This is a genomic window from Paenibacillus sp. TSM33 (genome assembly GCF_056099025.1).
In genome coordinates this window covers 187,413-211,117 of record NZ_JBLZXB010000022.1, presented here as the reverse complement: position 1 = coordinate 211,117, position 23,705 = coordinate 187,413, and the positions used below count along the sequence as shown (strand labels likewise).

The following is a 23,705-nucleotide window of genomic DNA, read 5'->3' as shown; positions in this document are numbered from 1 at the left end:
GGGAAATCATGCTTCAGAAATTGAAAAAAATTGATGGTCCGGTTATTTTTATTCTGGTTTTGCTCATGACGATTAGTATCATAACGGTATACAGTGCTGGTAGGGGTCCTACGAACTTGGCAGAGCACGGCAACGATTACCAGAAGATGATCGGGTATTATATATTGGGCTTTGTAGCGATCTTGGGTTTAGCGATAGTTGATTTTCGGATATTCATTAAAAAAGCCTTGTATGTATATGGAGGCGGGATATTCCTGCTGATTCTCGGCTTTTTTGGCGGGACGGTTAATAACTCTCAAGGCTTTTTGAAAATAGGTGGTTTGAATCTTCAGCCTGCTGAGGTATTCAAGCTGGTTCTTATCATTTTCTTGACGTATATGCTGATTAAAAAGCGCAAGAGCAAGCTGTATTTTATTCAGGATGTCCTTCCAGTTGCTCTGGTGAGCTTTGTCCCGTTTGCCATGGTCATGGCACAAAATGACTTGGGTAATGCGCTCGGTTACATTGTCATCGTCATTGGTATGCTATGGATTGGTAATGTGAAGGCATCTCATGCACTAATCGGATTTATCGTATTTGCAGTCGCCGTTGGTGGAGGTATCAAAGCGTATATCTCGTTTCACGATCAGATTGATTCCTTTATGAAAGGTATTGGCCGTAGTCACTGGGTAGAGCGTTTGGACCCTTGGCTGGTACCGGAGGAAGCGACCGCGAAGGCATCTTATCATACGAAAAATGCCAAACTGGCCATAGCTTCTGGCGGAATGATGGGCAAGGGCTTCTTGCAAGGAACTTCGGTACAGTCCGGACGTGTTCCCTATACCTATGCGGATTCTATTTTTGTAGTTGTAGCAGAGGAGTTTGGGTTTGTAGGCTCATCCATTCTGCTATTGCTATATTTTATTTTGATTCATCGAATGATCCTGATTTCGCTGGAATGCCGGGATCGAGCTGGACCATATATTATTGTCGGGATTGTGTCCATGTTGCTGTATCAGATTTTTGAGAACATTGGTGCGTTTCTGGGCATTATGCCACTTACGGGGATTACGCTCCCGTTCATAAGCTATGGTGGTACCTCGTTGCTTATTAACATGGCTAGTATTGGCTTAGTTATGAGCATTAAGGTGCATGGTCAGGAGCTAGAGGATGACCTGCCGCAGCCTTCCAGAGTAAGCTTGACGAAGGCGAAAAAAGCCTAGTACAGGTGGATTGTGGCTAAATATTGATATTTATTTGTGCGAGTTGAAACGGTGCAACGAAAGAGTCCAGATTGTGAAATCTGGGCTTTTTTATATTCCTAGGCGACGATCAAGCTTGCAATAGCCTGAATTTTTTACGAGATTCATAGGTTTAGACTCCCCCAAACCGGACAGACTGATAGACATGATAGAGTTTGGGTATGGGGGGACGAAGATGAAAAGTTGGATAAAGCAAGCTGCAATGATACTCTTTTGTGTTTCGATATTAATGATGTCTTGGGAAGGTCAAAAAACGGATGCTGCTATGACCACAGGAGCAAGAGGAACTTTAGTGTCTGGATTAACCACCACAGGGCTGAAAGTGATTCCGCATGATTCCATTCGACTGCGCATTTTGGCTAATTCGGATCGTCCAGAAGATCAGTTGGTTAAGCGCGAAATACGGGATGCCATCGTGCAGCAGATGAATGCGTGGGTGGGTGAACTGGACGATCCACAAAGCCTAAGTCAAGCAAGAGTGTTGATTGACGCACATTTACCTGAAATTGATCGCTTGGTAGGTGCGGAGCTGGCTCGGCGCGGTATAGCGTATGATCATCAGGTGGAGCTGGCCAGTGTACCTTTTCCGACGAAAATGTACGGTGGTCTTGTCTACCCGGCAGGGAATTATGAGGCGCTTCGGGTTACACTGGGACAAGGGAAAGGACAAAATTGGTGGTGTGTGCTGTTCCCGCCGTTGTGTTTTATTGATGCAGGCAGTGGTGAAGCAGCAGCACAAACTGTATCGGCAAAAACGAGTCATGGAGACAGTCGAACGAATGCTGCTGACAAGGAGCCGGAAGTGCGTTTTTTCCTGTGGGATGCCCTTGCGAGTCTGTGGGGCTGGATGAGTGGCTTGTTTGTTTAAATGTTTCCCCAGTGCTATGGAAAGAGAACGACGAGTGTAAGTTTGCCCATATGTTATAATGGAACTTGTGATAGATATACAGATGGCAGAACCAATTTGAACTGATTAGTTAAAGTAGGTTTTTGGGGGATCAGGGCAATGAACTGGCCTGTATGACAATAAGATATGGGATGATCTGATATGAGCGATAAAGTGAATCAAATGCATGACTTGCACGCAGGTTTTGTGAAAAAAGAGAGAGCAGGGCAGGAGCAGGCGCCACAGTCTTCTCATACACACTGGTGGGATGTAAGATGTCTGGTTCCTGAAGAGAACAGGACTATACCTGCTACCTGTTCTTTTGAGGTGGAAAAAGCGGATTCCGTTGGTTCTGTGAACAACACTGACGGGGATGGTTCTGACGAAGTTTCGGCTGGACAGGCTCAAATCGCTGCGGAAAAGGGCATACGCGAGGCCGCCGTGCTTCTCCAGGCTGGAGAGACGGTAGCCTTCCCTACGGAAACCGTGTACGGACTGGGGGCCGATGCGCGCAGCACTAAAGCGGTGGAGGCGGTATTCGCTGCTAAAGGACGTCCTTCCGATAACCCGCTCATTGTACATATTTCCGATGCTACTCAATTAAACGGTATGGTAGTGGAAATAAACGATACAGCCCGAGCGCTGATGAATGCATTTTGGCCAGGACCGCTGACTCTCGTATTGCCGGTAGTGCCGCAGGCACTGTCATCGCGTGTGACAGCAGGATTGGATACGGTCGGTGTGCGCATGCCCGATCATCCGGTAGCGCTGCGATTGATCGCGGAAGCCGGTTGTCCGCTGGCTGCACCAAGCGCCAACCGCTCAGGAAGACCCAGTCCGACCCTAGCACAGCATGTGCTGGAGGATCTGGAGGGCCGCATCGGTGGCATTTTGGACGGAGGCCCCACGGGGGTGGGGCTGGAATCCACGGTAGTGCAAGTCGGTGACGACGGAACCGTCACCATTCTGCGCCCCGGCGGCGTGACGGCTGAACAGCTCGCTGCGGTGGCTCGCGCCGTCGTACTGGACCCGGCGCTGGCTACCACACCCGGACAGGGCGCCGATAGCCTGGCGCCGCGCTCGCCAGGCATGAAGTATACGCACTATGCGCCACGAGGCCGCTTGAGCGTGGTACAAGGCCCGACGTCCGAAGAAGTGACGGGCTGGATTCGCGCTGCGTTGGCGGAGGCTGCCGCGCGCGGGGAGCGCACGGCGGTGCTCGCATTCGACGACCATACTGCCGGCTACGCCGGAGAACGCGTCTACACGCTAGGCAAGCTGGACGCGCTCCATGAGGCGGCGCAGCGCCTGTACGGCGTGCTGCGTCGCTGCGATGAGGACGGCGTCACCTACATTTTGGCGGAAGCCTGTCCGCCGAAAGGATTGGGAGACGCTGTCATGAATCGATTGCTTAAAGCGGCAGGTCATCGAATCATCCGTCTGTAGCTTCTGTAAAGAATGGAGTCTCTTAATTTTAATTTCTCCTCTCTCCTCGTTTCTGTTTTGGGTGTTTTCAGTACCTGCTTGTACTGATTTGCCCCTTGTCCGCATAACGTGTACAAGAACAGACGGATAATGGAGGGATGGAGTATGCTGGCAGCCTCTGCCGATGCTGGGCAGGTTGTAACGATTCTGATCATGGCGGTAGCGCTAGGGATGGATGCGCTGTCGCTGGGCGTAGGGATCGGTATGAAGGGGATACGCTTGCGAGACGTGCTGCGCATCAGCATTGTGATCGGTTTTTTTCACATCCTGATGCCGTTGCTGGGAATGTTCACAGGCCATTATATGAGTTCTTTATTAGGCCATGTGACGACCTATTTCGCAGGGGGATTACTCATCCTTCTGGGCGGGCATATGGTGTACAATTCCTTCAAGGGAGACGGTGTACACGTATTGGATCATCGGTCGCCTTTGGGTCTTTTGCTATTTGCACTTGGGGTGAGCATTGACTCATTTTCTGTGGGAGTGTCCCTGGGGATGTTCCAGAGTGATTTGGTGCTGACTGTTCTGGCCTTTGGTTTTTGTGGGGGAGCGATGGCGATGCTAGGCCTGTTACTGGGGCGCAAGGTCAGCCGCAATCTGGGGGATTATGGAGAAGCGGTGGGCGGAGCCATTTTGCTGGCATTCGGCTTTATGTTTATGTTTTGATTTTAACGTGGACAGTGTAAAATAAATACAGGATTTGAGTAATCCTCTGTTTATATATTTTTTCGACATACGGGGGGTGAAGACATTGAAGAATATCTTATTTGTATGCACAGGGAACACTTGCCGTAGTCCAATGGCTGAGGGGATGCTGCGTAAGTTGGCTGCTGAGCATGGACTGGAACTGGACGTGCGTTCTGCGGGAGTAGCTGCGATGGACGGCACACCGATATCCCGACATGCAGAGGCGGTTTTACGTGATCACGATATATCCGATCAGATCACTTCAACCTCTTTAAGCAATGGACTTGCCGAGTGGGCACATCTGATCTTAACCTTGACGCAAGGACATAAACAGCATGTCATTCAACGGTTTCCACAAACGGCAGGCAAAGTATTTACGCTGAAGGAATATGTGGAGGACCGGGACGCAGTGCTGAATGACGTACAGGAGTTAGATGGCTTGTATGCATCACAGCAGTTGATGGCTTCACTCGGACAAGAGCTATCGGCGCAGGAACGTGAACGAATGATTGAATTACATCAACGGATTCCGGGCTTCGATATCTCAGATCCGTTTGGCGGTTCGCGGGAGGACTACGATGTCACAGCTGCGGAAATCCGTGTAGCTTTGCATAAGTTGTTGGACAAGCTAAAGGGATCTTCCGAATAAAGTTGGTATCATTCCTCTATTTTGTACGGAATCTGTTGATTTTCGACGGTTAATCCGTTAAGATAAGGTGGAAAAATGAGAATCCGATGTAACTGGCGACAAAAGTGGGATCAACCACGATGGAGCATCGGATATACGGCCGGTCGCCTGGGCAAAAGAGCAATTCCACATAGGTGTGGACTGCTCTTTTTTCGTATACGAGCTACAGCAGATCTTCTGTTGCCTTCTTGTTCTTCCATTTTTTCTGCTCGAAATCTGAAACATCGGCTATAATATAGTCAGATTGTGATCAGGAGAGAGTGTGTTGAACTTGGGGCATGGGACCATGCCTAGTCTCTGAGAGGCTGTTCAACCAAAGGAGGTTCCAATGGTAGAACAATTGGATCATGAGATTTCACTCGAAGCACAGACCGCTTCTGTCGTGCGGGAAATTGCAGAAGCAGCCAGTCTCAAAGCTGGTCGCCTGCTTATTATTGGCGCGAGCACGAGTGAAGTGGCTGGAAGTCGAATCGGCACAGCAGGAGCGCTCGATGTGGCTCAGCAAGTGTTGTCTGGAGTGGAATCCGTTCGCAGAGAGTATGGCTTTGATGTGGCGTTTCAATGCTGTGAGCACTTGAACCGAGCACTGGTCGTTGAACGTTCTCTACTGGAGCGTTTGGGCCTGATGGAGGTTGCGGCTGTCCCTGTTCGTACAGCAGGGGGTTCTATGGCTACCGTTGCCTATCGTTCTATGGACGATGCGTGTCTGGCAGCGAACGTGCAGGCTCATGCCGCGATAGACATCGGCGAAACGCTGATTGGCATGCATTTGCGCCCGATTGCCGTTCCGTTTCGCCCAAGCCTTCGCTGGATTGGTGAAGCACGTGTGACGGCTGCGTTCACTCGTCCTCCACTTATTGGCGGACAACGGGCAGTGTACAGTCTGGAACAAGAAACCGGCGGAAACTGCGATTAGCATTTGGCATGTCGGCATGTTTGTACTAATCTTTTTTGCATTGATGATGAGGCACCTAACAGAGGAGCAGGCATTTGCTTGTATACCCAACAATTTGACCATGGAGAGGGAGTAATCAATCATGATGGAACATCTGCGTAAAAGTGACCCGACAGTGATGGAAGCAATGGGGCTTGAACTGAAACGGCAACGCCACAATATCGAGCTGATCGCATCTGAGAATATCGTCAGTGAAGCAGTAATGGAAGCCATGGGCTCCGTGCTTACCAATAAATATGCTGAAGGTTATCCGAACAAACGCTACTATGGTGGCTGTGAGCATGTAGATATCGTTGAAGATATTGCACGTGATCGTGCGAAAGAACTCTTTGGCGCTGAGCATGCGAACGTGCAGCCTCACTCTGGAGCACAGGCTAACATGGCGGTATATCTGGCAGCTCTTCAACCTGGAGATACTGTACTGGGTATGAATCTGGCGCATGGCGGCCACTTAACACACGGAAGCCCGGTTAATGCCTCCGGTTTGTTGTATAACTTTGCTGCTTACGGTGTACGTGAAGACAACTTCCGCATCGACTACGATGAAGTGCGCAAAGCAGCCTTCAAGCACCGCCCTCGTCTGATCGTAGCGGGTGCAAGTGCATATCCGCGTACTATCGATTTTGAAGCCTTTGCTTCCATTGCTAATGATGTAGGTGCTTTATTCATGGTGGATATGGCACATATCGCAGGTCTCGTGGCAGCAGGGATTCACCCTAGTCCAGTTCCTCATGCCCAATTTGTGACAACAACGACACACAAAACGCTGCGTGGTCCGCGTGGGGGTCTAATTCTGACTCGCAAAGCGTGGGCGCAAGCGATTGATAAAGCTATCTTCCCTGGTACTCAAGGAGGACCACTGATGCACGTGATCGCGTCCAAAGCAGTTGCTCTGGGTGAAGCGCTCCAGCCATCATTCAAAACCTATGCGCAAAACGTAGTTCGCAACGCACAGGTGCTGGCTGAAACACTGCTGGCAGAGGGAATCAACATTGTATCCGGTGGTACGGATAATCACCTGATGCTGTTGGATACTCGCAATTTGAATATTACAGGTAAAGAAGCGGAGCATGTATTGGATTCCGTGGGTATCACGGTCAACAAAAATGCCATTCCTTTTGACCCAACGAGTCCGTTCGTTACCAGCGGCATCCGTATTGGTACACCTGCTGCAACTTCTCGTGGAATGGATGAAGAGGCTATGGTTAAAATCGGTAAAATTATTGCTGATACTCTTAAAAATCCAAAAGATGATACTGTATTGTCCAAAGCAAGCCAAGCGGTTGGCGAGTTGACAGACAAGTTCCCGATCTATCCAGGAACACAATACTAATTCGTCGCCATTCCTTTTAATCTTTATATGATAAGGCTGTTTTCCTTTCGTTAGCGAAGGGAGAACAGCCTTTTTTGCTTCCAGACGACTCGAAACTTACATTTTTGGGTAATAAGCGATTAAAGTAAGGATTTATGCGCGTTTTCCTTCATGATCTACGACAAAGGAGTGATTGCATTGAGTCAAAGAAAATCCGCGCAATTATTGCAGCAGCTCATATTTGTAGGACCGATGGCGTTTTTTTTCGTCTTAATTATGGTCATTCCGTTCCTGCTGGGGCTGTATTATTCCATGACGAACTGGGATGGCGTATCTGAACATGTCAAATGGCTCGGGCTAGGGAATTACGTTCATATTTTTAAAGATGATCCCGATTTCCGTAATGCATTTTGGTTTACGGTACGTTTTACCGTATGTGGTGTCATTCTAACTAACCTGGTGGGCTTTTTCCTAGCCTATGCGCTTACAAAGCCGTTGCGTACTCGCAATGCACTGCGAACTGTATTTTTTTGCCTAATATGATCGGCGGCTTGCTGCTCGGCTTTATCTGGCAATTTATATTTGTACGTGGTTTTTCAGCGGTGGGAGAAGCGACAGGGCTTTCCTTTTTCAAACTGCCGTGGTTGGGTGATGGGCCTACTGCATTTTGGGGAACTGTCATTGTGTTTGTATGGCAATACGCAGGTTATCTCATGGTTATTTACATATCCTCTCTAAATAATGTCCCGCATGCTCTTATTGAATCAGCCCAAATTGATGGTGCGAGCCGAAGACAGGTTTTGCGTCATATCGTGGTGCCGCTTATTATGCCAGCAGTGACCGTCTGCTTGTTCCTGGCGATATCCTGGTCCTTTAAAGTATTTGAGCTGAATTTGGCTTTGACAAAGGGTGGACCATTCAAGGTGACAGAGTCTGTAGCGTTGGACATATATAATGAAGCGTTTACAAATAATCGACTTGGATTGGGAACTGCTAAGGCTATGATTTTCTTCGTGGTCGTTGCGATCATTACCAGCATTCAGGTGCGTCTCACGAAGAAAAAGGAGGTCGAAATGTAATGGAAAAAACATCAAACTATCGTTTGAGCACATGGGTAGCTGAAATATTGCTAATTGTGATTGGGTTGATCTTTCTAGTTCCGTTCTATTTTTTGCTCGTGAACTCCGTTAAATCTTTTGGAGACATTTTGGCTCATTCCGCTTCGTGGCCGACAACCTTCCGTTTTGAAAACTATGCTAACGCCTGGAATAAAATAAACTTTCCCACAGCACTGGGGAATTCACTGATCGTCACCATCGTCAGCAATGCGCTTTTGCTGCTGATCAGCTCGATGGCCGCCTACCAAATGGTTCGGCATGATACTCTGTTTAATCGGTTCCTGTTCGGGCTGCTTGTGGCTGCGATGGTCGTACCTTTTCAATCGATTATGCTGCCGCTTATGGAAGTGTCCAACGTATTGAGTCTGAACAACAGCATACCAGGACTGATTTTGTGCTATCTGGGTTTTGGAGCGCCCTTATCGGTGTTTCTGTTTCATGGCTTTATTAAAACGGTGCCTATTGAGGTTGAGCAAGCGGCGAGAGTAGATGGTTCCTCTCGTTACGGGGTGTTCTTTCGCATCGTTTGTCCACTGTTGCTCCCTATGTTCGTGACTGTACTTATTTTGAATACGTTATGGATCTGGAATGATTATCTACTGCCTTCGCTCATTTTGAATGATCCTGAGCTGCGTACGATTCCGATTGCGACCTATATGCTGTTTGGTCAATATACCAAGCAATGGGACTTGGCGTTGCCCGCACTGGTGCTCGGAATCACGCCAATCGTTGTGTTTTTTCTGGTGATGCAAAAATACATCGTTTCTGGCATTGCGGCCGGAGCGGTTAAAGGCTGATGGGAGGGTTATCGGATGAAAAAGACAGTGCTGCTTGTCATCTCCCTGATGTTGCTGCTTACGTGTATGCTTGCAGGTTGTAGTGAAACAAAGGCTCAACAGAGTGGGACCAAAATGATACACATTTATCAATTTAAAGTGGAGATTTCGGAACCGTTGAACAAACTGAAGGCTGAGTATGAAAGAACGCACCCTGGTATCAAGCTGGATATTCAATCTGTCGGTGGGGGTACGGACTACGGTGCTTCGTTGAAGGCTAAATTCGCCTCAGGCGATCAGCCGGACATTTTCACGAATGAGGGTTACCAGGACCGTGATACGTGGTTTGAGTACCTGGAGGATTTGTCGGATCAGCCATGGGTGAAGGACCTGGACGATTTCGCCCGTAAGCCGATGACGGTTAACGGTAAGATTTATGGACAGCCTATGAACCTGGAGGGATTTGGTTTTGTTTATAATAAGGATTTGTTCAAAAAAGCGGGTATAACCAATTTGCCTCAGACGTTAGATGAATTGGAGGAAGCAGCCAAGCGACTGAAAGCAGCAGGGATTATCCCTTTTGCAAACGGCTATGCAGAATGGTGGGTTCTGGGAAACCATTTTATCAATATCCCCTTTGCCAGACAGCCGAACCCGGAGAGTTACGTTGCGGATTTAAACCAAGGAACTGCTCGCATTCCTGGTAACCCCGTGTTCGATCAGTGGGTGAAGTTGCTTGACCTGACTTTAAAATATGGAAACCTCAATCCGCTCACAACGGACTACAATACACAAGTGACACTGTTTTCAACAGGCAAGGCCGCTATGATGCACCAGGGGAACTGGACGCAGCCGCAAATAGATGGAATTAATCCTAACTTGAATTTGGGTATTCTTCCTACACCTATAGACAATAATTCTTCCACTGGAGACAAACTGGCTGTGGGAGTGGCTTCGAACTGGGTTGTCAACAAAAACTCGCCTGTGAAGCAGGAGGCAAAGGAATTTCTCAACTGGCTGGTCACATCAGAAACAGGCAAGCATTATATCACCAAGGAGTTTAAGTTCGTTCCTGCCTTCAAAAGTATCACGTCCAGTGACGAGACCACAGGTGATTTGGGTGCGGAAATATCTCGGCACGTGAAGGAAGGCAAGATATGGAGCTGGAACTTCCAGCGCTTCCCGAAGGGGCTAAATCAGGATTTAAGCAGTAGTATGCAAGCCTATATCGCAGGCGTTATTACGAAGGACGAAATGCTTCAGCAATTTCAGGGAGCATGGGACAATCTGAAGTATAGATAAAAATGGAAAAGCTTTCCGATTCATTTATCGGATAAGCTTTTTCATTTGCATATTATTGTATATAAATTGCTTTTATTCAAAAAAATATTCATTTGAGAGAATGATCACATTAATATGGAATGAATTGTATTATTATATGTTAAGAGATTTGAAAGTCACAAGGCGAGGGGCTAGTTTATGGATCATATTAAAAATCCAATAACCCTAAAATTACTAGGGCGTATGTGGATGTTAATCCGTCCTTATAAAGTACAATTTTTAGTAAACTTAGGTGTGATCATAGCTTCAGTTATATTAAGTCTTGCTCAGCCTTTGTTATGGGCAAAGATTCTTACTTCCTTATACAATCAAAACCTAAATGAACTATACAAATTCACATTATATTTTATAATATTCTTTTTAATTCAGACCTTGGTGAATATCGGAAGAGCTCATTTTTTTTCGTTTTTAAATGAATCTATTATATTAAACTTAAAACAGACGTTATATAAGAAAATAATGAACTTATCAATTTATGATTTTGAAAAAATAGGCGTGTCTGAATTTATTTCTAAGTTGCATAATGATACTGAGATAGTTGCCGACGTCATTGTGGGTAAGTCGGTACACTTTATCGTGAATTTACTAACGTCTTTGGCTATAGGTGTAACTCTTTTTTTCATTGAGTGGAAATTAGCGCTCTTAATTGTTGTGCTAATTCCAATTTTATATTTGATTATAAGGTTATTTTCTAAGCATATTAAAGCTAGAAGTACTGAAGCTTCTAGTATTAATGATTATATATATTTCATAGTACAGCAGTCTTTTATTGGTATTAAGGAAATTAGAAATCTTAATATACAAGATCAGAATTTAGTTAACTTCGGTACTGCTATAGAAAAACTTAAATTAAAAAAAATCAAAATTGTACATTTACAGGCTATTTCTCAAAACCTCGCTCAGATTGTTAGCTTCACAATCCAAATTTTTATAATTTTGATAGGTGCATATCTTGTTGTTGAAACTAAAACATTATCTATAGAAATTTTTATCGCTTTAAACACATATTCATTTCAATTAATTAATTCATTAATGCAAGTTACAGAATTCAATGCGGATTTTCAAAGATTAATGGTATCACTTGAAAGAATATTCGCTGTTATGGATAGAAAAGAATACAACTTAGAATTAAAAAAGGTGGAGGTAACGGATAATTTAATTGGAGGAATAAGTTTCACAAATGTGTCTGTATCCTATGAGACGGAACGTGTAATTCTTGATAATGTAAGCTTTGAAATATCACCTTTCTCCAAAACAGCAATTGTAGGAAGAAGTGGTGCTGGAAAATCAACAATTTTCAATATATTACTTAGATTTTATTCACCTTTAAGTGGTCATATATATATTGATAATTATAACTTACAAGAAATTGATGAGCTTAGTCTTAGAAAGTATATTACGCTTGTTCAACAGGTACCTTATTTTTTTGGTGGATCAATAAAAGAAAATTTGCTGGTCGCTAATCCTGATGCCGCCGTTGATGACCTTTATGAAGCGTGTAAAAAGGCATACATACATGATGCTATTATTAATTTGCCGAATGGGTATGAAACCACAATTGGCGAAAGCGGTTCCAATTTATCGGGTGGCGAAAAACAAAGGCTTGCAATTGCAAGGGCAATATTAAGAAATACTAGGATTATTTTGTTAGATGAACCTACTTCTTCTGTAGACAATGAGTCACAGTACTTTATTAATAAGACACTTAACTTACTTTCTCATAACCATACAATAGTCATTATAGCGCATCATCTATCAAATGTTATTGATTGTAATAAAATTATCATTCTCGATAAAGGAAAGGTTATTGAGAGTGGCATCCATACTAGTTTAACTAGTAATAAAAATTATATAGATCTGTTTAGTTCTGAAATGTCAATTTAATAATAAGGAGGAAGAAGGTGATTCAAAACAATACTTTTGCTTCTAGACCTGTCAAAATTGTTGTTTTAGATAGCGGAATAGATATAGACAAAGGGGGACTTGTAGAACATGTAAAGGAATCTATACATTTTAGTTTGGATAATAACGGTATTATATTGGAGAAAAAACAGTTTTCATATAATAACGATCATGGAACAGCAGTCGCATTGGCCATTAAGCATATCACGCCGAACGTTGAATTTATAAGTATGAATATACTAAATGAACAACTAAGATCTGACGGAAGAGTATTACTATATGCCTTTAAAAGGGCAATAGATTGTAATCCTGATATTATACACATGAGTTTAGGGACGAAAAAATTTAGGTATGCAAAGCCGTTAAAAAAATTGGCGTATGAAGCTAGAGAACATAAAGTCTTTGTTGTAGCTGCTGCTAATAATAATAAAGTTAGATCCTTACCCGCTAGATTAAAGAATGTTATTGGAGTCTTGGGTTTGTCTAATTTAAGTCCTGAAGATTATTGTTTTAATAATAAATATTTTTATGCTTGCGATAATGTTAATGATGTTAGGAGAATTGGCGAAATTCCAAATTATAAGTATTTAATAGGCTCCAGTATAGCAGCAGCTTTCATAAGTGGTCATATAGCCAGGTTAATTAGTAAAAAAGACTTTAGGTATGATGAAATAAGTTCACTACTAAAAAGAGGAATTATGGGAGGGGAAATATGAGCACACTGAATTATATGTTAGGTAAAACCGTAGAAGAGTGGAGAGCAGAAGAAGGTAAACAAATTACTTTTTGTGTTACTGAGGACTGTAACTTAGCTTGTAAGTATTGTTATATAGTAGGCAAAAATCATAAAAATAAAATGACATTTGAAATTGCTAAAAAGGCAGTTGATTATATACTGAGTCATTCGGAAGAATTTCCAGAAAAAGCTGTGATTTGGGACTTTATTGGAGGCGAGCCATTTCTGGAAATTGATTTAATTGATAAAATTTGTGACTATATAAAAATTCAGATGTATCAATTGAATCATCCCTGGTTTAACAATTATCGTTTTAATTTTTCGTCCAACGGTCTTTTATATCATACGCCTAAAGTTCAGAGATTTATTAAGAAAAACCAGAGTAAGTTGAATATTGGAATTAGTGTTGACGGAAACAAGACTAAACATGATATGCAAAGGGTTTTTCCTGACGGTAGTGGTTCATATGATCTTGTAAAGAATAATATTTCGTTGTGGCAGAGACAGTTTCCGAATAGTCATACTAAGGCTACCTTTTCACATGATGATTTACCACATCTTAAAGATAGTATAATTAGTTTGTGGGAATTAGGAATAAATGATGTGTCAGCAAATGTAATATTTGAAGATGTGTGGGAAGAAGGAGATGACCAGATTTTTGAGGACCAGCTCAAAGAATTGGCAGATTATATTTTAGATCACGATCTATGGAAGGATCATAATGTAAGATTTTTTGAAGAAAATTTAGGTAAGCCACTCGATGAGGAAAAACTAAATCAGAATTTTTGTGGAGTTGGGAAAATGCTTGCTATAGATTATAAAGGTGACTTTTTCCCGTGTGTCAGATTCGTTGATTATTCATTAAGCAACAGAACTGGATACTCCATTGGTAATATACACTCTGGAATTGATAAGAACCGTCTAAGACCTTTTATGTTACTTAATCTTCAAAATCAAAGTACAGAAGAGTGTATCAGTTGTGAAGTTGCGTCTGGATGCGCATGGTGTGTGGGACATAATTATGACACTGCATCTACTGATACCATATTTCAAAGGGCAACGTTTATTTGTAAGATGCATAAAGCAAATTGTAGTGCAAATGATTACTTCTGGACCAAGTTTGAAAAAAGAACAGGAATAAAGCCATCAGTATCAGTACCAGATGGGAAAGAGAAGTATTTAATGTTTTTGGAATCGGATCATATAACAACGCATTGCTCATATAAAAGTAAAATTAGATCAGAAAGTGAATATATGGATGAGGAGACTTATAAGCTTGGACTACAGTTTTGTAAAAATCAAAACTTGACGCCTATTCTATTAGGAGATTTTCCTTACGCTGATGCATCAATACTGCGGATGAGTGAAACTAATTATCACAAAGGTGATAAATTTATACAAATTTTCGATAACGACATATATCAAATTCAGAATACACAAATAGATAAAAATGATAATCAATTATGCATTCTCAAAATAAATAAGGCGAATATAACCAATATTAAAGAATTTATTAAAGTTTTAAAGCTTAACTTCAATAGAATTAATCTTATTTTAGATGATATCGAACTTTGGAAGAAAGAAAACTTGGAGAGTTATGAAAGAGAGTTAAGTAAACTCTCCACGTTAGTAATTGAAAGTTACAAAGAGGGAAGTCCCTTGGAGATTAATGTACTGACTGATATTTTAGAGCTGGATAAAATGTGTAATTGTGGTGCTGGAGAGAATACATTCACACTTGCTCCCAATGGAAAAGTTTATATGTGCCCTGCTTTTTACTTTGAAGACTCTGAAAAATATATGTACGATCTTGACCTAGATAAGAAGTTGATAACCAATGAATTAGTGGGCTTAGAAAAATCACCATTATGCAAGGAATGTGATGCATTCCACTGCAACAGATGTAAATATTTGAACCATAAGCTCACGACTCAAATCAATGTGCCTTCTGAAATTCAATGTATCATTAGCCATATTGAAAGGGAATGTTCAGTTCGAATTAAAAATTGTCTGGAAAAAGAAGGCGTAATGTTTAGAAATAATTTAAGAAGCGTAGATTATTTAGACCCTATTCATAAGTTTTATAAAACAAAGTCAAAGCAATTGATTAATTAATAACTTATTTAACTAAAGGGGTGCAAATCATGAAAAATGAAATGGTAGGAGCTGTTCTGGAATCCGAAAAAGAAGAAATCTTACAATTGTATGAACGTAAAACTGCATTGCAAGAACTAATTAATTCTTTTAATGATACTGCAATGATTCATGATGATTTATATGAAAGGATAGTAAAAGATCTCGGTCAGACTATGGTGGCTATGGAGAACTGGTGGGCTTGTACTTCTAAGAAATATCAATGGAAAAGACACCCTGACTCTAACTGGACCATTGATTTTAATACTAATGAAATAAACTTGGTGAAGAGTGAAGTAAATGCTTAATGGTTATTACACCTGAAAGGAGGTGAAAAAATGAGAAACTTATTTTCTAAAAAAAATATTGGAAATAGAGAAGATGTTCAAGGCTATTGTGGAACATGTAGCTTTTCCTGTACAGGCGGCTGTGCAAGCACATGTACTTTTTCATGTAGTTCAAATTGCACATATACATGTAGCGGGAAAGCGGTATGGTAATATTATAGTTAATCAACGAATGCTTGGACGAGAGACTGTCATTGACGGTCTCTTGTTTATTGAGCGATAGTGTGAATAATGCCTAATAATGAAGCATACTAATTTTAGCTTATGACTTTTGTACATATACGCCCTTTAGTGTAAAAGCACGATTAGAATGATATAATGATTAGGATTTATGAAGGATACTTGATAAACTTATTAGAAATAACACAGTATCTGAGAAGCAACGGAGGGAATATATCATGGCAAAACTGGTGGTTTGCGATCATCCTTTGATCCAACACAAACTTACATTTATCCGCGATGTGCGGACCAACACGAAAGATTTCCGCGAATTGGTTGATGAAGTAGCAACATTGATGGCTTATGAAATTACAAGGGATATCCCACTGGAGAGCATTACGGTGCAGACACCAGTTGCAGAAACTGAAGGTAAAGTGATTTCTGGTCGTATGCTAGGGCTTATTCCGATTTTACGTGCAGGCCTGGGTATGCTGGATGGTGTCGTAAAGCTTTTGCCTGCTGCAAAAGTAGGGCATGTGGGATTGTTCCGTGATCCTGAGACATTGCAACCTGTAGAATATTACACGAAGCTGCCTACGGATGTAACTGAACGTGAATTGATTGTAATTGATCCAATGCTTGCAACGGGCGGATCGGCGATCGCAGCGATTGATGTGTTGAAAAAGAGAGGCTGTACTCAAATTAAAATGATGAATCTGATTGCCGCTCCTGAAGGAGTGAAAGCTGTGCAGGATGCGCATCCTGATGTAGACATTTATGTCGCTGCATTGGACGAGCGTTTGGATGATCATGGCTATATTATTCCGGGTCTTGGGGATGCGGGAGATCGCTTGTACGGAACCAAGTAGATGCTTTTAGCGGTTCGGCAAAATCTATGGACGCTAAAGACAGATCATCTATCTGAATAACGGAAGGTCTGGGAAGCAGATGTTTATTACGAAAAGGGGTTCAACTGAAAATGTCTAAAATCAAAGTGATGACAATTTTCGGTGTGCGTCCGGAAGCGATTAAGATGGCTCCTCTCATTTTGGAGCTTCAGCGTCATCCGGAGCATATCGAGTCTGTGGTATGCGTTACAGCTCAACATCGCCAGATGCTTGATCAGGTTCTGGAAGTTTTTAATATTCACCCTGACTATGATCTGGATGTAATGAAGGATCGCCAGACACTCAATGAAATCTCCATACGTGTACTTCAAGGTCTGGAGCCCGTATTGCGTGAGGCCAAGCCTGATATTGTGTTGGTTCACGGCGATACGCTGACGACTTTTCTGGCTAGCTATGCAGCCTTTATGCAGCAAATTGAAGTAGGGCATGTGGAAGCAGGTTTGCGGACATGGAACAAGCTTTCTCCATATCCTGAGGAAATGAATCGTCAGCTCACAGGTGTGCTGTCCGATCTGCATTTTTCGCCTACTTCTTTATCGGCTGGAAATTTGCGGAAGGAAAATAAACCTGAATCGCGAATATATGTAACAGGCAATACAGTAACTGACGTGTTTCAGTATACAGTTCGCCAGGACTACGAGCATCCGGTACTGGACTGGGCTCAGGGCAAACGCCTGATTCTCATGACAGCACATCGGCGGGAGTCCCAAGGGGAACCGCATCGTCAGATTTTTAATGCGGTTAAGCGGATCGCAGACGAGTTTGAGGATATTGCAATTGTTTACCCGGTTCATCCGAGTCCGGCTGTGAAGGAACCTGCATTTGAAATTTTGGGCAACCATCCGCGTATTAAGCTGATTGATCCGCTGGATGTAGTGGACCTGCACAATTTTTATCCACACACACATCTGATTCTTACCGATTCCGGTGGTCTTCAGGAAGAAGCGCCTTCGTTCGGAGTACCTGTCTTGGTGCTGCGTGATACGACCGAAAGACCGGAAGGAATTGAAGCGGGTACCTTGGAACTGGTGGGTACAAGTGAAGAGAACGTGTACAATCGGACAAAGGCTCTTTTGACAGATTCCACGTTGTACGAGTCTATGAGTCAGGCAGCGAATCCTTACGGTGATGGACAGGCATCTGTAAGAATTGTCAATGCGATTTTGCGCCATTATGGTGTTCAAACAGAACGTCCTGAAGAATTTCACACAATGTTCACAAAAGGCGTCCGTTCGTAATAATTAATCTTTACAAGGTAAGCATACAGTTAAACTGTACGGTTACCAAGGGATACAGCATTTTAAGATGCTTTGTCGACTGATTTTTATACTTTAGGGCGCTAAAATATCTCAATTGACAAAGCATCTTATATTTAAGTAAAATGGACTGGAATTGCAGGGGTGACATGAGAAAAGTGGTCAAACCTTCCAAGCAAAACAACAACCGAAACAACACCGGAAATGCCTTTAAGGCTATAGGACTGGTGAGCGCGATCGGCATTGATTTGACGATATGCACACTGGGTGGTTTCTATGCTGGAAAATGGCTTGATGCCAAACTTGGTGGATCTGGAATCTGGACTGGCGTAAGCGTTCTCGCAGGCTTGGTTGTAGGCGCATTCAGTATTGCCCTTGTGATCGGAAAGGTATTGAGGGATAAATGAATGAGATGACCCGAATGCAAAAGATGTTATGGATCGTAGCGCTTATGATTATGGCTCTGTGTTTCCTGGTCTCCGCCTTCATGCCCCAACATCGTGACATTGCTCACGGAATCATTCTGGGAACGGGAGTAAGCTGTCTAAATGTGCTATATATGGCCTACAAGATTCGACAGGTTGCGAGTGCGGCTGCCGGTGAAGGAAAGAAGAAAAAGGTGGGGATTGGCTTTGGCGTTCGATTGGCGACCTCTATTTTGGCGGTGGTGCTGTCTATGGAATTCCCAGCTTATTTCCATGAGATCGCTGTAATGGCAAGCCTGGTGACTGGGCAATTTCTTCTTCTAATTATAGGCATCATATTCACGCTACAGGAAAAATAATGGCTCAACTGAGAAAGGGGTGAGAAAACATGTTGCATGAATCACCGATTATCGAATTGGGCGGGTTTAACATTGACTTGTCCGTCATTATTATGCTGGTTGTGACCTGCGCGATTGTATTTGGACTGGCATTTGCTGCAACACGCAATTTGTCTGTGGACAATCCGAGCAAGCTGCAAAATTTTATGGAATGGGTCGTAGAATTCGTTCAAGGACTGATTTCCAGCACGATGGATTTGAAAAAAGGGAAGCCATTCCTCTCCTTGGGGATGACGCTGATCATGTTCATTTTCGTGGGCAATATGCTGGGTTTACCGTTCGGAATTGTGACTGAATTCGATAATGTGCAAAGTGCCCAGGTATTTGGACATGAAATCATTCCAGTCAAAGAAGCACTAGAACAAGCACAGGCGTCTCACCCAGGCGAAGCTGCCCATGTAGGTATCAGCTGGTGGAAATCACCTACCGCAGATGCAGGGGTGTCCATTGGACTGGCATTGATGATCTTTGTCCTGGTTCATTTCCTGGGAATCTTCCGTAATACCAAAGCTTACTTCAAGCATTACGTTCAGCCATTTCCGTTCTTTTTGCCAATTAACTTGATTGAACAGTTCTCAAAACTATTGACACACGGTATGCGTCTGTTCGGTAATATTTTTGCCGGCGAAGTTTTGATCAGTGTTCTGCTGAAAATGACAGCACTTGGTGTGGGAGGTATGGTTGCTTCCGTATTGGGACTCGTAGTCTGGCAAGGATTTAGTATTTTTGTCGGCAGCATTCAGGCGTTCGTCTTCACCATTTTGACGTTCGTATATATATCACAGGCAATTGACACACATGAAGAAGAACATTAGGTGAATTATGTTTCAGGTTTTTAGTTAAGTTCAGGAGTACGCTTCGCGCTTAACTGCAAATACATGTACAATACAAATACACATCTCTAAGGAGGATTTTTAAAATGGGAGCTTGGGCATTAATAGCAGCAGCGATCGCAGTAGGTTTGGGCGCTTTGGGCGCAGGTATTGGTAACGGTCTGATCGTAAGTAAAACAGTTGAAGGTATCGCTCGTCAGCCAGAGGCGAAGTCCACCTTGCAAACTATTATGTTTATCGGTGTAGGTCTGGTCGAAGCCCTACCTATTATCGGTGTCGTTCTGGCATTTATTTTTTACGCTAAGGCTTAATGAATTGAACTAAGCAAGGTTTGGCGGGGAAGGCACAGCCATCCGCGCCTTCTTTGTTCGTTTGAACATGAAAGATCCAGAACCGACGTTCACCGGAAAGGAGTGACTTCAATTGAGTTTAAATTGGACAAGTATCGTTTTCACTATCATTGCATTTTTGATCTTGTACTGGTTACTGACGCGCTATGCATTTGGCCCTCTCTTTTCCGTTATGGAAAAGCGTCGTCAACTCGTGTTACAGCAAATGAATGAGGCGGCACAAACGCGTGAGCAGGCTACTGCTTATGTTGAGGAGCAAAAGCAGGCTCTCCAGCAGGCGCGTAAGGAAGCCTACGATATTATAGAGCAGTCAAAACAAACAGGTAACAAGCAAGCGGAGCAAATTATTACTCAGGCTAAAGACGAAGCTGTCCGCCTGAAAGACGAAGCTGTTCGTGAAATCACAAGCGAGCGTAATAAGGCAGTTGCCGAACTGCGCAGCGAAGTGGGTAAAGCTTCGGTACAAATTGCTTCCAAACTGATTCAAAAAGAAATCAAGGAAGACCAAGTCCAGGGAGAGCTTGTCGACCAATACCTTAAAGAGGTAGGAGGCAAAGCATGAGCCGAGATACGGTAGTTGCCAAACGGTATGCGAAAGCTTTGTATGAAGTAGCAGAGCAGGAACAAACCATTATGGAAACCGAACAGGAGCTACGTGCTTTTGTAGAAGCTGTATCGGGGGATGCTGAAATCCGTAAATTCATTAATTCTCCTAACATTACGGAAGCAGTCAAGCTTCAGGTTCTGGCTAGCAATTTTGAAGGCAAGTTGTCTGCGTCGCTGATTAACACAATTAAGCTGTTGATTCAGCGGAGTAGAGCAGATTTGTTCGAATCTCTTCTGGCCGGATACCTCGATATTCAGGAATACAAGCTGGGAATTGCTCATGCTAAGGTGTATTCGACTTATGCTTTAAGTGATCAGGAAAAAACAGCGGTAGCCGAGGAATTCGGAACCCGTGAACATAAAACAATCCGTGTGGAAAATATAGTGGACCCGAGTCTACTGGGCGGATTGAAAGTGGTTATCGGCGATACACTGTACGACGGCAGTCTGGCCGGCAAGCTGGATCGTCTCGAGAAATCCTTTAACAGACGAGTATAGAAGATAGGGGTGAACACACTTGAGTATCAAACCTGAGGAAATCAGTTCATTGATTAAAAGTCAGATTGAACAATATAAAAATGATATCGAGGTCGTTGAAGTCGGCACTGTTGTTGAAGTCGGCGACGGTATTGCCCGCGTCTACGGACTGGAAAAAGTTATGGCCGGTGAATTGGTCGAATTCGACACTGGCGTATTGGGCTTGGCGCTCAACGTGGAAGAAAGCAATGTCGGTGTTGTTATTTTGGGTCAATTCTCCGACATTCGTGAAGGTGGTCAAGTAAAACGTACAGGTCAGATCATGCAAGTCCCTGTGGGCGAAGCAATGATCGGACGTGTAGTTAACCCGCTGGGGCAACCTGTGGATGGTAAAGGACCGATTGCTACGACAGAATTCCGTCCGGTTGAAAGTCAGGCTCCAGGCGTTATGGCCCGTAAATCGGTACATGAGCCTATGCAGACGGGGATTAAAGCTATTGATGCGATGGTTCCGATTGGTCGTGGTCAACGTGAGTTGATTATCGGCGACCGTCAAACGGGTAAAACTTCTATCGCAATCGATGCAATTTTGAACCAAAAAGGCAGTGGCATGAAATGTATTTATGTCGCTATTGGTCAAAAACAATCCACGGTTGCTCAAGTTGTTGAAACATTGCGTCGTCATGGTGCGTTGGAATACACGATTGTCGTTACGGCATCAGCTTCCGAACCATCACCGTTGCTGTACATTGCTCCTTACTCTGGCTGTGCCATGGGTGAATACTTTATGTACAAAGGCGAGCATGTTCTAGTTGTTTATGATGACTTGACTAAACAAGCGTCAGCTTACCGGGAACTTTCCCTGTTGCTGCGTCGTCCACCGGGTCGTGAAGCATATCCGGGTGACGTTTTCTATCTGCACTCTCGTTTGCTGGAACGTGCGGCGAAGCTGAATGATGAGTTGGGTGGCGGATCACTTACCGCGTTGCCGTTCATCGAGACACAGGCTTCCGACGTTTCTGCTTATATTCCAACTAACGTTATTTCCATCACGGATGGACAGATCTTCCTGGAAGCTGACTTGTTCTATGCAGGGCAACGTCCAGCGATTAACGTAGGTATTTCCGTATCTCGTGTAGGTGGCTCCGCTCAGATTAAGGCGATGAAAAAGGTTGCAGGTTCCCTGCGTCTGGATCTTGCTCAATATCGTGAGCTTCAAGCGTTCTCCCAATTCGGGTCCGACTTGGATAAATCCACTAAAGCCCGTCTTGATCGCGGTGCACGCATGATGGAAATTCTGAAACAAGGTGTTCACCAACCGCTTGCTGTAGAGCAACAAGTAGTAAGCTTGTATACTGCTGTAAAAGGCTTCCTTGATGATATTCCTGTATCGGATGTTAAACGTTTTGAAAAAGACTTCTTGTCTTTCATGGAGTCCGATCATCAGGATGTGCTTCAATCTATCCGCGACACCAAAGACTTGGTAGCTGATAACGAAGCGGCTTTGAAGGCAGCTATCGAGAAATTTAAAAAATCGTTCGCCACGTCGGTTTAATATATTAGAATTTGCCTGTTTATGATGAAAGGTGTCCTAAGGAAGCGTACCCTCTGGGTTGTGGCTTCCTTGGCATGTTTTACCCTCAATAACAGGTCCTTTAACATATATCCGTCTGGATTTTAAACTTACGAAGTTAGCTTTGGCTTGGTCAAAGCTTGAAGGTGGTGAAATCATGGCAAAAGGTATGCGCGACATTAAACGTCAGATTAAAAGTGTGCAGAGTTCGAAGCAGATCACGAAAGCGATGGAAATGGTCGCTGCCTCCAAACTGAGAAAAGCTCAAGAGAAAGCGGAGTCGGCTCGTCCTTACTCGGAGAAGCTTAAAGAAGTTGTAAGCAGCATTGCTTCTGGAGCGAATAACATCAAGCATCCAATGTTGGAGAGTCGTCCAGTTAAAAAGACGGCTTATCTCATCATTACATCTGATCGTGGTCTGGCTGGTGGTTATAACGCCAATATTTTGCGGCAGGTTACGCAGACAATTGCTGAACGTCACCGTTCACAGGATGAATTTGTGATCTTCATCATTGGGCGAAAAGGACGGGATTATTTCAGACGGCGTGAATTCCCTATCGCCGAATCGGTAACAGATTTGTCAGATACACCTGCATTTGCAGACATCAAAACGATTGCTAGCAAAGCCGTTCAAGGCTTTGAACTTAAAGAATTTGATGAGCTTTATCTATGCTATAACCGCTTTGTCAATGCATTAACTCAAATTCCAACAGTTGATCGTTTGTTGCCAATGGCAACACCGGATTCAGCTGCAGCTTCATCCTCAATTAACTATGATTATGAGCCTTCACCAGAAGGAGTGCTTGAAGTATTACTGCCGCGTTACGCGGAAACGCTCATTTATGGCGCTTTGCTGGATGGTAAAGCAAGTGAGTTGGGAGCGAAGATGACGGCAATGGGATCTGCTACGAAGAATGCTACCAAGTTGATTGGAGAGCTTTCCTTGACCTATAACCGTGCTCGTCAAGCGGCTATTACCCAGGAAATTACGGAAATTGTCGCAGGGGCTAACGCTCAGTCTTAATGCGACTGATTTATAACAGGGTCTACACTATTATGATAAATTGCGGGCGCAAAACAAATCAGAATGGTTCGGATTTGCGGCTGTGCAAG

26 protein-coding genes and 1 riboswitch are annotated in these 23,705 nt (G+C 43.5%); all 26 genes read left to right on the top strand.

Annotation, left to right across the window (positions count from 1 at the left end; translation table 11 throughout):
* Window positions 1-8: 8 nt before the first annotated feature.
* The 26 genes from ACN6NF_RS23175 (at window position 9) to atpG (ending at window position 23,616) form a co-directional block, all read left to right on the top strand.
* Window positions 9-1,202, top strand: a complete 1,194-nt coding sequence (locus ACN6NF_RS23175) for an FtsW/RodA/SpoVE family cell cycle protein (protein WP_474319789.1) — start codon at window positions 9-11, stop codon at window positions 1,200-1,202.
* Window positions 1,203-1,416: 214 nt separating this feature from the next.
* A complete protein-coding gene (spoIIR, locus tag ACN6NF_RS23170) occupies window positions 1,417-2,109 on the top strand; it encodes a stage II sporulation protein R (protein WP_474319788.1) in 693 nt (230 codons plus the stop codon).
* Window positions 2,110-2,289: 180 nt separating this feature from the next.
* The gene (locus ACN6NF_RS23165) at window positions 2,290-3,573 is read left to right on the top strand and encodes an L-threonylcarbamoyladenylate synthase (protein WP_474319787.1); all 1,284 of its coding nucleotides are present in this window, start codon (window positions 2,290-2,292) and stop codon (window positions 3,571-3,573) included.
* Between the two features lie 144 nt (window positions 3,574-3,717).
* Window positions 3,718-4,278 (top strand): manganese efflux pump MntP, encoded by a 561-nt coding sequence (locus ACN6NF_RS23160; protein WP_058711476.1) that lies wholly within the window; start codon window positions 3,718-3,720, stop codon window positions 4,276-4,278.
* A gap of 85 nt (window positions 4,279-4,363) precedes the next feature.
* Entirely contained in the window at window positions 4,364-4,948 is a 585-nt protein-coding gene (locus tag ACN6NF_RS23155; RefSeq protein WP_474319786.1) for a low molecular weight protein arginine phosphatase, read from the top strand.
* A gap of 78 nt (window positions 4,949-5,026) precedes the next feature.
* Window positions 5,027-5,108: riboswitch (ZMP/ZTP riboswitch) on the top strand.
* 207 nt (window positions 5,109-5,315) lie between these two features.
* Window positions 5,316-5,903, top strand: coding sequence for a TIGR01440 family protein (locus ACN6NF_RS23150; RefSeq protein ID WP_474319785.1), 588 nt, complete (start codon window positions 5,316-5,318; stop codon window positions 5,901-5,903).
* 121 nt (window positions 5,904-6,024) lie between these two features.
* Window positions 6,025-7,275 (top strand): serine hydroxymethyltransferase, encoded by a 1,251-nt coding sequence (locus ACN6NF_RS23145; RefSeq protein ID WP_474319784.1) that lies wholly within the window; start codon window positions 6,025-6,027, stop codon window positions 7,273-7,275.
* A 177-nt stretch (window positions 7,276-7,452) separates the two neighbouring features.
* On the top strand, window positions 7,453-7,797 hold the full coding sequence (locus ACN6NF_RS23140) for a carbohydrate ABC transporter permease (protein WP_474319783.1): 345 nt from the start codon (window positions 7,453-7,455) through the stop codon (window positions 7,795-7,797).
* Window positions 7,779-8,333, top strand: coding sequence for a carbohydrate ABC transporter permease (locus ACN6NF_RS23135; RefSeq protein ID WP_474319812.1), 555 nt, complete (start codon window positions 7,779-7,781; stop codon window positions 8,331-8,333). Before ACN6NF_RS23140 ends, ACN6NF_RS23135 begins: the two co-directional genes overlap by 19 nt.
* The gene (locus tag ACN6NF_RS23130) at window positions 8,333-9,169 is read left to right on the top strand and encodes a carbohydrate ABC transporter permease (protein ID WP_017427138.1); all 837 of its coding nucleotides are present in this window, start codon (window positions 8,333-8,335) and stop codon (window positions 9,167-9,169) included. The genes ACN6NF_RS23135 and ACN6NF_RS23130 overlap by 1 nt, the downstream gene beginning before the upstream one ends.
* A 15-nt stretch (window positions 9,170-9,184) precedes the next feature.
* Window positions 9,185-10,450 (top strand): ABC transporter substrate-binding protein, encoded by a 1,266-nt coding sequence (locus ACN6NF_RS23125; protein WP_474319782.1) that lies wholly within the window; start codon window positions 9,185-9,187, stop codon window positions 10,448-10,450.
* Window positions 10,451-10,627: 177 nt separating this feature from the next.
* Window positions 10,628-12,373: an ABC transporter ATP-binding protein gene (locus ACN6NF_RS23120; RefSeq protein ID WP_474319780.1), complete on the top strand. Its 1,746-nt coding sequence runs from the start codon at window positions 10,628-10,630 to the stop codon at window positions 12,371-12,373.
* A gap of 17 nt (window positions 12,374-12,390) precedes the next feature.
* A complete protein-coding gene (locus ACN6NF_RS23115) occupies window positions 12,391-13,107 on the top strand; it encodes a S8 family serine peptidase (RefSeq protein WP_474319779.1) in 717 nt (238 codons plus the stop codon).
* Window positions 13,104-15,242, top strand: a complete 2,139-nt coding sequence (locus tag ACN6NF_RS23110; protein ID WP_474319778.1) for a radical SAM peptide maturase, CXXX-repeat target family — start codon at window positions 13,104-13,106, stop codon at window positions 15,240-15,242. The genes ACN6NF_RS23115 and ACN6NF_RS23110 overlap by 4 nt, the downstream gene beginning before the upstream one ends.
* A gap of 29 nt (window positions 15,243-15,271) precedes the next feature.
* On the top strand, window positions 15,272-15,568 hold the full coding sequence (locus tag ACN6NF_RS23105; protein ID WP_474319777.1) for a CXXX repeat peptide modification system protein: 297 nt from the start codon (window positions 15,272-15,274) through the stop codon (window positions 15,566-15,568).
* 30 nt (window positions 15,569-15,598) lie between these two features.
* On the top strand, window positions 15,599-15,760 hold the full coding sequence (locus tag ACN6NF_RS23100) for an AC3_0185 family rSAM-modified Cys-rich RiPP (RefSeq protein ID WP_474319776.1): 162 nt from the start codon (window positions 15,599-15,601) through the stop codon (window positions 15,758-15,760).
* Window positions 15,761-16,005: 245 nt separating this feature from the next.
* Window positions 16,006-16,635: a uracil phosphoribosyltransferase gene (upp, locus tag ACN6NF_RS23095; protein ID WP_013312332.1), complete on the top strand. Its 630-nt coding sequence runs from the start codon at window positions 16,006-16,008 to the stop codon at window positions 16,633-16,635.
* Window positions 16,636-16,745: 110 nt separating this feature from the next.
* Window positions 16,746-17,912: a non-hydrolyzing UDP-N-acetylglucosamine 2-epimerase gene (wecB, locus tag ACN6NF_RS23090; protein WP_474319775.1), complete on the top strand. Its 1,167-nt coding sequence runs from the start codon at window positions 16,746-16,748 to the stop codon at window positions 17,910-17,912.
* 167 nt (window positions 17,913-18,079) lie between these two features.
* The gene (locus tag ACN6NF_RS23085) at window positions 18,080-18,337 is read left to right on the top strand and encodes an AtpZ/AtpI family protein (RefSeq protein WP_474319774.1); all 258 of its coding nucleotides are present in this window, start codon (window positions 18,080-18,082) and stop codon (window positions 18,335-18,337) included.
* Window positions 18,334-18,714, top strand: coding sequence for an ATP synthase subunit I (locus ACN6NF_RS23080; RefSeq protein ID WP_474319773.1), 381 nt, complete (start codon window positions 18,334-18,336; stop codon window positions 18,712-18,714). The genes ACN6NF_RS23085 and ACN6NF_RS23080 overlap by 4 nt, the downstream gene beginning before the upstream one ends.
* A gap of 29 nt (window positions 18,715-18,743) precedes the next feature.
* Entirely contained in the window at window positions 18,744-19,568 is an 825-nt protein-coding gene (gene atpB, locus ACN6NF_RS23075) for a F0F1 ATP synthase subunit A (RefSeq protein WP_474319772.1), read from the top strand.
* A gap of 104 nt (window positions 19,569-19,672) precedes the next feature.
* Window positions 19,673-19,897 (top strand): F0F1 ATP synthase subunit C, encoded by a 225-nt coding sequence (gene atpE, locus ACN6NF_RS23070; protein ID WP_013373437.1) that lies wholly within the window; start codon window positions 19,673-19,675, stop codon window positions 19,895-19,897.
* 112 nt (window positions 19,898-20,009) lie between these two features.
* Complete coding sequence (gene atpF, locus ACN6NF_RS23065) at window positions 20,010-20,498, top strand: F0F1 ATP synthase subunit B (protein ID WP_040102703.1); 489 nt, start codon at window positions 20,010-20,012, stop codon at window positions 20,496-20,498.
* The gene (locus ACN6NF_RS23060) at window positions 20,495-21,040 is read left to right on the top strand and encodes a F0F1 ATP synthase subunit delta (RefSeq protein ID WP_016822885.1); all 546 of its coding nucleotides are present in this window, start codon (window positions 20,495-20,497) and stop codon (window positions 21,038-21,040) included. Before atpF ends, ACN6NF_RS23060 begins: the two co-directional genes overlap by 4 nt.
* A gap of 19 nt (window positions 21,041-21,059) precedes the next feature.
* The gene (gene atpA, locus ACN6NF_RS23055) at window positions 21,060-22,574 is read left to right on the top strand and encodes a F0F1 ATP synthase subunit alpha (protein ID WP_474319770.1); all 1,515 of its coding nucleotides are present in this window, start codon (window positions 21,060-21,062) and stop codon (window positions 22,572-22,574) included.
* Between the two features lie 175 nt (window positions 22,575-22,749).
* Window positions 22,750-23,616 (top strand): ATP synthase F1 subunit gamma, encoded by an 867-nt coding sequence (atpG, locus tag ACN6NF_RS23050; RefSeq protein WP_474319768.1) that lies wholly within the window; start codon window positions 22,750-22,752, stop codon window positions 23,614-23,616.
* Window positions 23,617-23,705 lie beyond the last annotated feature (89 nt).

Bases quoted from the DNA above. Each gene is read 5' to 3' on its own strand.
- ACN6NF_RS23175 (WP_474319789.1), top strand. From the start codon at position 9: ATGCTTCAGAAATTGAAAAAAATTGATGGTCCGGTTATTTTTATTCTG.
- spoIIR (WP_474319788.1), top strand. From the start codon at position 1,417: ATGAAAAGTTGGATAAAGCAAGCTGCAATGATACTCTTTTGTGTTTCG.
- ACN6NF_RS23165 (WP_474319787.1), top strand. From the start codon at position 2,290: ATGAGCGATAAAGTGAATCAAATGCATGACTTGCACGCAGGTTTTGTG.
- ACN6NF_RS23160 (WP_058711476.1), top strand. From the start codon at position 3,718: ATGCTGGCAGCCTCTGCCGATGCTGGGCAGGTTGTAACGATTCTGATC.
- ACN6NF_RS23150 (WP_474319785.1), top strand. From the start codon at position 5,316: ATGGTAGAACAATTGGATCATGAGATTTCACTCGAAGCACAGACCGCT.
- ACN6NF_RS23145 (WP_474319784.1), top strand. From the start codon at position 6,025: ATGATGGAACATCTGCGTAAAAGTGACCCGACAGTGATGGAAGCAATG.
- ACN6NF_RS23130 (WP_017427138.1), top strand. From the start codon at position 8,333: ATGGAAAAAACATCAAACTATCGTTTGAGCACATGGGTAGCTGAAATA.
- ACN6NF_RS23125 (WP_474319782.1), top strand. From the start codon at position 9,185: ATGAAAAAGACAGTGCTGCTTGTCATCTCCCTGATGTTGCTGCTTACG.
- ACN6NF_RS23120 (WP_474319780.1), top strand. From the start codon at position 10,628: ATGGATCATATTAAAAATCCAATAACCCTAAAATTACTAGGGCGTATG.
- ACN6NF_RS23110 (WP_474319778.1), top strand. From the start codon at position 13,104: ATGAGCACACTGAATTATATGTTAGGTAAAACCGTAGAAGAGTGGAGA.
- ACN6NF_RS23105 (WP_474319777.1), top strand. From the start codon at position 15,272: ATGAAAAATGAAATGGTAGGAGCTGTTCTGGAATCCGAAAAAGAAGAA.
- ACN6NF_RS23100 (WP_474319776.1), top strand. From the start codon at position 15,599: ATGAGAAACTTATTTTCTAAAAAAAATATTGGAAATAGAGAAGATGTT.
- upp (WP_013312332.1), top strand. From the start codon at position 16,006: ATGGCAAAACTGGTGGTTTGCGATCATCCTTTGATCCAACACAAACTT.
- wecB (WP_474319775.1), top strand. From the start codon at position 16,746: ATGTCTAAAATCAAAGTGATGACAATTTTCGGTGTGCGTCCGGAAGCG.
- ACN6NF_RS23085 (WP_474319774.1), top strand. From the start codon at position 18,080: ATGAGAAAAGTGGTCAAACCTTCCAAGCAAAACAACAACCGAAACAAC.
- ACN6NF_RS23080 (WP_474319773.1), top strand. From the start codon at position 18,334: ATGAATGAGATGACCCGAATGCAAAAGATGTTATGGATCGTAGCGCTT.
- atpB (WP_474319772.1), top strand. From the start codon at position 18,744: ATGTTGCATGAATCACCGATTATCGAATTGGGCGGGTTTAACATTGAC.
- atpE (WP_013373437.1), top strand. From the start codon at position 19,673: ATGGGAGCTTGGGCATTAATAGCAGCAGCGATCGCAGTAGGTTTGGGC.
- ACN6NF_RS23060 (WP_016822885.1), top strand. From the start codon at position 20,495: ATGAGCCGAGATACGGTAGTTGCCAAACGGTATGCGAAAGCTTTGTAT.
- atpG (WP_474319768.1), top strand. From the start codon at position 22,750: ATGGCAAAAGGTATGCGCGACATTAAACGTCAGATTAAAAGTGTGCAG.